Origin of the sequence: Oceanispirochaeta sp., from assembly GCF_027859075.1 — a bacterium.
Classification (GTDB): Bacteria; Spirochaetota; Spirochaetia; order DSM-2461; family DSM-2461; genus Oceanispirochaeta.
Window position 1 is genome coordinate 1 of record NZ_JAQIBL010000036.1, and the last position, 7,959, is coordinate 7,959.

Sequence of the window (7,959 nt, forward strand, 5' to 3'; positions counted from 1 at the left end):
GGCTTATATTTCAAAACAGGTAAGCGAGAATTAAGAGCTTTTTTCTGAAATTCATCTCTGTAAAGAACTCCCAAAAAGTCCAGATTAACTCCCAGATAGTCCCTGACAGAAATAATCAGTCGGTCTACCTTCTGAATATCATCAGGATTATCCAGCATATTCATAACCAGCCGCGGCTGAAAGTGTTTCTTTTTTTCTTCAAAAAGATCCGCTCCTGCCGGATCCAGGTCTCTCAGCTTATCCAAGAGGCTGGAGAGGTAAACTTTTTGAAGAGAGACACCGTCTTTTCTGAGAGTCTCCAGATAAACTGTTGCCGGGGACTTTCTTTTAAATGATGCATAAAGCATCCTGAATAATACATTTTTAATAAAAAGGTAGGCATTCAAAGTAGCTGTCAGAGTTGGTGTGGTCACAATGATGCCACAGCCGGAAATGAGAAAAAAGTCCAGAATGGTATTACTCGAACCAGCCCCCAGATCCATAACCAGATAGTCTGCCTCAAGAGAACTTATCCGCTTTATAAGCCTGGTTTTCTGGGGAGTCGTAATACTCGCAGCACCGGGAGCTTCACCTTCACCGGAAATAAAACGGAGATTTTTATATTCAGTCTCTTGTATTATGTCTTCAATTTTCTGCTTGGGATTATTGATAAAGGACCCGAGTCCAATATTGGACGCTTTTTGTCCTATAACCAGATGCAGGTTTGAACCGCCCAGATCAAGATCCGCCAGAATCACTTTTTTATTATTATCTGCCAAACCAATGGCCATATTAGATGCTAACAGGGATTTTCCAACTCCACCCTTTCCACTGGCAACAGCAATAACTTGCATCATTCAAACTCCCGTCTAATATTATAATCATAACCTTTTTTAAGTAATAGAACCGGAATTCCGGAATAGGTCCGGGTTGTGAGTTATTTTTTAGTTTAAATCTGATTGAATTACAGGTCAAGGGAAGGTGTTGACAAAGAAACTTCTGTATCTAAAATACTTTCCAAAGGATTAATAATATGAAAAGAAAGTCTGAACGGGTTTTATGGGTCTCTGTTACTCTGTCATTACTGTTGGCATTAACTGTTATTATTTTGGCTCCCACTGTCTCAGCACAGTCCTCAAGTCTCGGTACGGAAAATTATCTGAGGCTTTTTGAGACAGCCTATTATCTTATATTGAGAAATTATGTAGATGAAGTTCCTCCAGAACAGCTGTTTCAAGGCGCCATGAAAGGGTTATTTGAAAGTTTGGATGATCCCTATTCTCTCTACTTGAATGAAGATGAACTCCAATCACTCACAGATACCACAAGCGGCCAGTTCGGCGGAGTAGGGCTGTATATATCCAAAGATGTTTTTGATGAATCCAATGCAAATGGACGAAAACCCTATGTTGAGGTTGTTTCTCCCATCGAAGGAACTCCTGCCTATAGAGCCGGAATTCATTCTGGAGATTATATTTACAAAATCGACGGCAAATCAGCAAAAGACCTTTCTACCGATGAAGTTTCCAACCTGCTGCGCGGACCAGCCGGGACAGATGTCACTGTCACCATCCTGAGAAACAGTGACATAATCTTTGATGTGATCTTATCAAGAGCCATAATTGAAATACCCACTGTAAAATGGGACTATGTCAATGAGAAGACCGGCTATCTCAGGATTATTCAGTTTACTCCCTATACAACCGAGCGAGTTGAAGAAGCCCTTAGAAATTTTAGAAAAAAGAACGTCGCTTCGGTCATCATTGATGTCAGAAGCAACCCGGGAGGACTTCTCAATTCTGTTGTTGACATCAGTGATTTTTTCTTTGATAACGGAACCATCGTCAGCACTCGATCAAGAATTCCCGGCGAAAATGAAATTTTCAAGGCAAAATCAGGAACCCTTGTCACTGATGACATGGATTTATTTGTCATTATTGATAACGGATCTGCCTCGGCTTCAGAAATCCTGACTGGCGTTCTGAAGGATAGGGGAAGAGCCACAATCGTTGGACAGACAACCTATGGGAAGGGTTCGGTTCAGCAGATGCTGATGCTTGGTAACAGTGCGATTAAACTGACCATGGCCCGATATTATACACCCAGCGGAGTCAATATTGATAAGACCGGTATAGAACCGGATATTCTTGTTGAGGACAAAGAACTCAGTGAAAAGGACCTACTGGATTATAAAATCCTGCTGGAAGAAAATCGAATCGGATTATTTATTGATAAGGACAAAAATCCCAGCGGGGAGAAAATTGATAATTATATCAGTGCCCTCCGGGATGAAGGAATTCAGCTGGATATTCAATTCCTCAGGATTATGATCAGGAATGAAAAAAACCGCCGCATGGATAATCCTCCGATTTTCGATATAGAATATGATGAATCCCTGAAAAAAGTCATGGAACTGATTAAGGACTGATTATGAGTTTTTACACAGAGTTTATCAAAATCTTTCTTGTACCGACCTCAAAAGGGATAAAGTGAAACAACTATTGGTTGCAGGAAAACTCAGTACTGGAAAAAAAGAAACTCTAAGAGCTGAGGAGTTTCACTATCTTTGCCGGGTCAGGAGGTCTAAAAAGGGAGAATCCATTGAACTGAGCGACTCCACTTCCACCCGGTACAGTTGCAAAATTTCAGAAATTATGGAAGATTGCTGCATCATTGAAATCGGAGAAATTCTCGAGAGAAAGGTCCGCCCCTACTCCATTCACCTGTATCTATGTCTCTGTAAAGGTAAAAAACAGGATCTGATGATCCGGCAGGCTACTGAAGCCGGCTCCGACAGTATCACTCTTTTAGACAGTACCTACTCTCAGGTCAAATACGTAAAAGGAAGCAAGGAAGATCACAAGTATGACCGATGGCGAAAAATTATTAAGGAAGCGCAACAACAAAGCGGTTCCTCTGTAAATACGATTCTGAAGCCTTTCATTTCGTTTCAGGACCTTCCTGAAATTCAAAATAATCGGTCGTCAGGCTTTTTCTGTCATCAGGAAAAAATGGGTGAAAACAGTCTTGATGAGCTTAAAAATAATTGTGATGAAATTCATCTAGTCATTGGCTCCGAGGGCGGATTGTCTACCTCAGAAATTGAAATTATGAAAAATAAGGGCTTCTCTTCTCTCTATCTGGGTGAAAGTGTCCTACGTGCCGAGACGGCAAGTCTATTTGCACTGGCTGTCCTTATCGCGACCATGGAGATCATTTAATGTATCAAAATAAAAGAATCAGCATCCTTCATATCCCCATTGATATGCTCACAGAAGATGAGATGGATCAGGCTGTGAAAGATCTTCTGGAGGAAGAACAATCCTGTCAAATCTGTTTAATCAGCTATGCCGATATAATGAAGGCTCAGTTCAATAGGGAGTACATGGATTGTCTCCGTTCATCAAGACTCAACATTCCCATTACAACTACCCTGACATTTGCGGCAAAATATTTGAAACGGGAGAAACCTCCCATTTCAAACCCCTTTACACTTGTCATACGCCTGCTTGGTGTTTTGGAACGTAATGGAAAATCAATCTATATTCTTGGATCCAGAAAGAAAAATATACTCAAATCAGAGTCTAATCTAAAAGCCTCATTTCCAGGACTGCATATTGTTGGCCGCTACTCCGGAAAATTTTCGCAGCAGGAAGAAAAAAATATTATAATGGCCGTCAGAAAGTCTGCACCCTCCCTGCTCCTGACGGGAAAAGGCTTAAAGGGCAATAACCTCTGGATCTATAGAAACAGAAATCAATTTCCCGCAGGCTTGACCCTCTGGGGAAAGACCTGCTTTGAAGTATTCTCCGGCAGGAAGAATAAGCCTGTGAACTCTACATCAGGACAAATTGTCAGAAAAAGTATTTTATCCATCATTCTCCCCTGGAAGATTCTCAGCTACATCTTGTTTTTTTTATTCCTCACAATAGAAAAGATCAAAAACCGGTAAATCTTGCTGATAATGAGCAATAATGATAGGATCAGCCCATGCTAAATGTTAAAATAATTCTCAGGATTTTGAATCCTGAAAATACAGTACGCTACCTTTATTTCCTTTTTCTAACAGCATTCATACCCTTTTTGGATTGCTATATTATTCTCCTGACAGCCCGTTATATGGGAGAGTATTTATTTCTAGCCCTTCTGATAGCCTTCAGTCTGGCCGGTTTTTTCTTATCCATATACATTGTCAAAAAAAACCTTTTCATCATCCGTACGAACACAGAAAACCATTACTTTTCTGAATATTATTATAATATGTTTCCCGGGACCCTCTTTGTTTCATTTTTTCTGATTATGCCCGGAATTTTCGGCTCTTTGGTTGCACTGATCCTGTGCATTCCCTATTTCCGATATAAATGGGGCCTTGTAATCTCCTCTTTTTTAAGAATTGATTGGAAAGAAATTCACGAATTTATAAATGTTATTGATTGATAAGACTTTATCAAATATAATATTAACTTTACAATAGCATACAAAGGATTACTATATGGTTGTTCTTTCCTCTCTTGGTGATTCGAATTTCCAACAACTCCTTTCCCTCCTCCCACCTCATATTCATGTCCGCAATCTTAAAGTTTTAAGTCGGGAAGAAATACATAAAACCCAACCGGATCTTCTTTTCCTGGAGGCCTCTTTTTTTATTGACCCTGTCTCATCTTTAAATTCAGCACCTGGATTTCCTGAGAATATTATCATCTGGGGATGTGAAGGAGATGACATCAGACAAATCATCCCCCTAGTCGAGCAGGGGATTCACTACTGCTCCTACCCCATAGAGAAAGAACACTTATCTGATTTCCTACTGATGAAGAGCACTCCGGTGCAGTCTGAGAAGAATGAATATCCTGACATGGGCATTATTGGGACCAGCAAGGCAATTTGTGATGTTAGAAAAGTCATCAAAAAATACGGCCCCTTTCAGGATGCCGTGACATTATCCGGTGAGACAGGTACGGGAAAAGAAATAACCGCCATGGCCCTGCACAAATACAGCGGAAGAAGCGGGCCCTTTATACCAGTCAATAGTGCGGCCATTCCAGAAACCCTCCTGGAATCTGAAATGTTCGGTTCTGTACGGGGTGCGTTTACAGATTCCGTCAATAAACCAGGCTATTTTGAGAGTGCCCACGGCGGGACTCTATTTCTTGATGAAATTGGCGAAATGCCCCTTTCAGTCCAATCTAAATTACTCAGAGTTCTGGAAGATAAGCAGCTGACTCGCCTGGGAAGCACCAGCCGGAGGACAGTCGATGTCAGAATCATCAGTGCCACTTCAAAAGATCTGAAACAGATGATGGAAGAGGGCCTGTTTCGTAAAGATCTATACTATCGTTTGAATGTTCTAATTATAGATCTTCCACCTTTAAGGTATCGAAAAAAGGATATTCCCCTGCTCTGTCGCTTTCTGATGGATAAAGAAAAATCGACAAAAAGCATTCATCCTGATGCCATGATGAAACTTTTAGACTATTCCTGGCCTGGAAATGTGAGGGAACTTCGATCGATTCTTAGAAAAGCAGATATATTATCTGAATCTATGACAGAAATTAATAAAAAACATATTCAGTATTTCTAAGAGAAACGTCTCAAGGGAGAGGACGTATTTTGTGTACGAGAAGATAGGGAACGGGATCCCTATTGTCTATTTCATAACCGAGAAGAGTCGCCAGCACCAGCACTCGGTTATTGAGAAGTATCTGACCTTCAATAGGCTTTCGAGGTGTTTTATCTGGAACTACATCTGCCCATTCATCTCCTTGAAATATCAGATGACAGCTATATTTAAGAACTTCTTCCAGTCCTTTCCACTCACCCTGAATTAATTGTGCATCAAGAAGATACTCCTCGTCCTGCCCAGAAAGTCGTGTTAGAGCAGCTAATGAGCCATCAATAAGGAGCCAATCACCCTTTTCTGTGATGGAATCAAGGGCTTCTGAACTTAAAGCGTTAAGATCTTTAATTGTCATGGAAAAGAGTAAACTTTCCATATCAGAATCTTGGGCCGGAAGCATATGAATGATGCTGAAAGACAGGAATAGAATTATCGATTTGAACCATTTCATATTCATACCTTCTCCTTTTAAAAACCTAAGTATGCTCTAATATTACATTCCCATCACGGGTATATCAAGACAGAGTTGTAAGTATCAACAAATAAAAAAATTACTATTTTTATTTATTTGACAAAATAGGGTCAGATTAATAGAATAAAGAGTGTATATTTAGTTTGTATTTCTACATTATTTAAAGGTGAATTTTATATGAGTGGTAACAATGAGATTGTAGCTGGTTTTGATATAGAAAAAGATGACAGTCTAAAAATTAGGCTTCAGAAAATTGATTCTGTAAAAGGCTGTTTGGTTCTGTATCTAACTGGGTATATTGATACATATAACTCAAATCTCTTCCAGAAGCGTGTTAACAAGGCTATAGAGTCAGGGTTCACACGGCTTATCTTTCATTGCGGAAGTTTGAATTATGTATCCAGTACAGGTATCGGATCGTTTACCGCATTCCTGAAAACAGTAAAGCCAAGGGGTGGAAATCTTGTTTTATTGGAAATACAGCCTAAGGTTTATGAAGTATTCCAGTTGTTGGGGTTTTCTCAGTTCTTTAATATTAAAGATAACCTGGATGAAGCTGTTGCTTTCTTTGAGAGTGAAGGAGAAACAAAATCCAGTGATATTTTTCCAAAAATATTCAGATGCCCCATATGTTCTAAGAAACTGAAGGCAACAAAGGCCGGAAGATTTAGATGCAGCGAGTGTAAAACCATCCTGGCCATAGACAATACCGGCCAAGTGTTTCTAGGATAAAAAAAAGCCGGAGTAATCCGGCCTTTTTTTTATGGCTGCTCCCCCTTCAGTCCTATCTATAGATCTGCCTCCCCTCATACGATCAGAATTAAAAGACAGGTATCCTCTTTGGTACAAGAACTGCCTATTTAGGAATAGTCAAAGATTTGAAGATGTTTATACTGATCTGACAATTCTGCCGGCACAGTTTCTCATTCAAAATGTAAAAGAATTCAATAATAGAAAAATTATTCCTTTTGGATCTGCCGAACTGCTGGAACAATCCTATCTGGCTGGTGCATCTGATTATCTCAAGGAGCCCTGGAATTGTCAGGAATTAGTCATCCGAAGCCAGCCTTTCCTGGATGATATGAAGATTCGAATTGGAAAAGACTGCATAACTTATAAAGGCAACGCCCTTTTTATCAACAACTGTTTCATTACTCTCACTCCCTACCAAAACAGATTAATGAAAGTTCTCATGAAAAATTCAAACAATTTTTTAGAGTACACAGTTCTCAGTAATTACCTGGGGATGAATACTTATAAGGCTTGTAAATCCCTTCATGTCCACCTGCATAACCTGAGGGAGAGATTAAAAGCTGAACTTCCTGATTTATATGGCAATGGGCTGATCATAGAGAATTCCAGTAAGCTCGGTTATGCCTTGATATTTACTTGTGGATAAGTTGTGCAAAGATGTTGAAAAACTGATCACAATCCATGTTTCCCCCCAATCTATAAAGCTTGAATCCTGTTTCAAAAATATACAATAAAGTATATTAATCTATTATCTTGTTTCAAGATAATAATTTAAACGAAACATTATCTTTTTAATATATAACTAAAAAAAAAGAGAATTCCCAAAAAATGGTGAATTCTCTTGTGGATAAGCTGTGGATATTTTTGTATTATTCCTGAATTCTGTTAATATGGGCACCCAGAGAAATTAATTTATCCACCAGGGACTCATATCCCCTCTCAATCTGATAAACGTTATGAATGCTGCTGTTTCCCCGGGCACATAAAGCAGCGATAACCATGGCCATTCCTGCCCGGACATCGGGAGAGACCAGATCAGAACCACTGAGAATCCGGGGACCTGTGACAACGGCTCTATGCGGATCACAGAGTATGATTCCGGCTCCCATTGATATAAGCTTATCAACAAAAAACAATC

General features: G+C 39.6%; 9 protein-coding genes and 1 pseudogene. 7 read left to right on the forward strand and 3 right to left on the reverse strand.

Features of this window, described 5'->3' with window-relative positions; all coding sequences use genetic code 11:
* Positions 1–836, reverse strand: an 836-nt coding sequence (locus tag PF479_RS02095; RefSeq protein WP_298001751.1) for a P-loop NTPase, incomplete at its 3' end; no start/stop codon positions are given.
* Positions 837–1,012: 176 nt separating this feature from the next.
* Here PF479_RS02095 and PF479_RS02100 point away from each other — a divergent pair.
* From PF479_RS02100 to PF479_RS02120, 5 genes are all read left to right on the forward strand, one after another.
* Positions 1,013–2,407, forward strand: coding sequence for a S41 family peptidase (locus PF479_RS02100; protein ID WP_298001753.1), 1,395 nt, complete (start codon positions 1,013–1,015; stop codon positions 2,405–2,407).
* A gap of 61 nt (positions 2,408–2,468) precedes the next feature.
* Positions 2,469–3,200, forward strand: coding sequence for a 16S rRNA (uracil(1498)-N(3))-methyltransferase (locus PF479_RS02105; RefSeq protein WP_298001754.1), 732 nt, complete (start codon positions 2,469–2,471; stop codon positions 3,198–3,200).
* On the forward strand, positions 3,200–3,931 hold the full coding sequence (locus PF479_RS02110) for a WecB/TagA/CpsF family glycosyltransferase (protein WP_298001755.1): 732 nt from the start codon (positions 3,200–3,202) through the stop codon (positions 3,929–3,931). The genes PF479_RS02105 and PF479_RS02110 overlap by 1 nt, the downstream gene beginning before the upstream one ends.
* A 38-nt stretch (positions 3,932–3,969) precedes the next feature.
* Positions 3,970–4,416 carry an FxsA family protein gene (locus tag PF479_RS02115; RefSeq protein WP_298001757.1) on the forward strand — a complete coding sequence of 149 codons (447 nt, stop codon included), beginning with the start codon at positions 3,970–3,972 and terminating at the stop codon, positions 4,414–4,416.
* Positions 4,417–4,471: 55 nt separating this feature from the next.
* Positions 4,472–5,560: a sigma 54-interacting transcriptional regulator gene (locus PF479_RS02120; RefSeq protein WP_298001759.1), complete on the forward strand. Its 1,089-nt coding sequence runs from the start codon at positions 4,472–4,474 to the stop codon at positions 5,558–5,560.
* A 10-nt stretch (positions 5,561–5,570) separates the two neighbouring features.
* Here the strand turns inward: PF479_RS02120 and PF479_RS02125 are convergent, their stop codons facing one another.
* Complete coding sequence (locus PF479_RS02125) at positions 5,571–6,053, reverse strand: hypothetical protein (protein ID WP_298001761.1); 483 nt, start codon at positions 6,051–6,053, stop codon at positions 5,571–5,573.
* Positions 6,054–6,245: 192 nt separating this feature from the next.
* Between PF479_RS02125 and PF479_RS02130 the strand changes: the two genes are divergently transcribed.
* Both PF479_RS02130 and PF479_RS02135 read left to right on the forward strand, forming a co-directional pair.
* Positions 6,246–6,800, forward strand: a complete 555-nt coding sequence (locus tag PF479_RS02130; protein ID WP_298001762.1) for an anti-sigma factor antagonist — start codon at positions 6,246–6,248, stop codon at positions 6,798–6,800.
* Positions 6,801–6,831: 31 nt separating this feature from the next.
* On the forward strand, positions 6,832–7,467 hold the full coding sequence (locus PF479_RS02135; protein WP_298001764.1) for a helix-turn-helix domain-containing protein: 636 nt from the start codon (positions 6,832–6,834) through the stop codon (positions 7,465–7,467).
* Between the two features lie 223 nt (positions 7,468–7,690).
* Here the strand turns inward: PF479_RS02135 and PF479_RS02140 are convergent.
* Positions 7,691–7,959: pseudogene (locus PF479_RS02140) on the reverse strand (UDP-N-acetylglucosamine 1-carboxyvinyltransferase); the annotation flags it as partial.

Excerpts from the sequence above, each read along its gene's own strand:
- PF479_RS02100 (WP_298001753.1), top strand. The coding sequence starts at position 1,013 with ATGAAAAGAAAGTCTGAACGGGTTTTATGGGTCTCTGTTACTCTGTCA.
- PF479_RS02125 (WP_298001761.1), bottom strand. The coding sequence starts at position 6,053 with ATGAATATGAAATGGTTCAAATCGATAATTCTATTCCTGTCTTTCAGC.
- PF479_RS02130 (WP_298001762.1), top strand. The coding sequence starts at position 6,246 with ATGAGTGGTAACAATGAGATTGTAGCTGGTTTTGATATAGAAAAAGAT.
- PF479_RS02120 (WP_298001759.1), top strand. The coding sequence starts at position 4,472 with ATGGTTGTTCTTTCCTCTCTTGGTGATTCGAATTTCCAACAACTCCTT.
- PF479_RS02110 (WP_298001755.1), top strand. The coding sequence starts at position 3,200 with ATGTATCAAAATAAAAGAATCAGCATCCTTCATATCCCCATTGATATG.
- PF479_RS02115 (WP_298001757.1), top strand. The coding sequence starts at position 3,970 with ATGCTAAATGTTAAAATAATTCTCAGGATTTTGAATCCTGAAAATACA.
- PF479_RS02135 (WP_298001764.1), top strand. The coding sequence starts at position 6,832 with ATGGCTGCTCCCCCTTCAGTCCTATCTATAGATCTGCCTCCCCTCATA.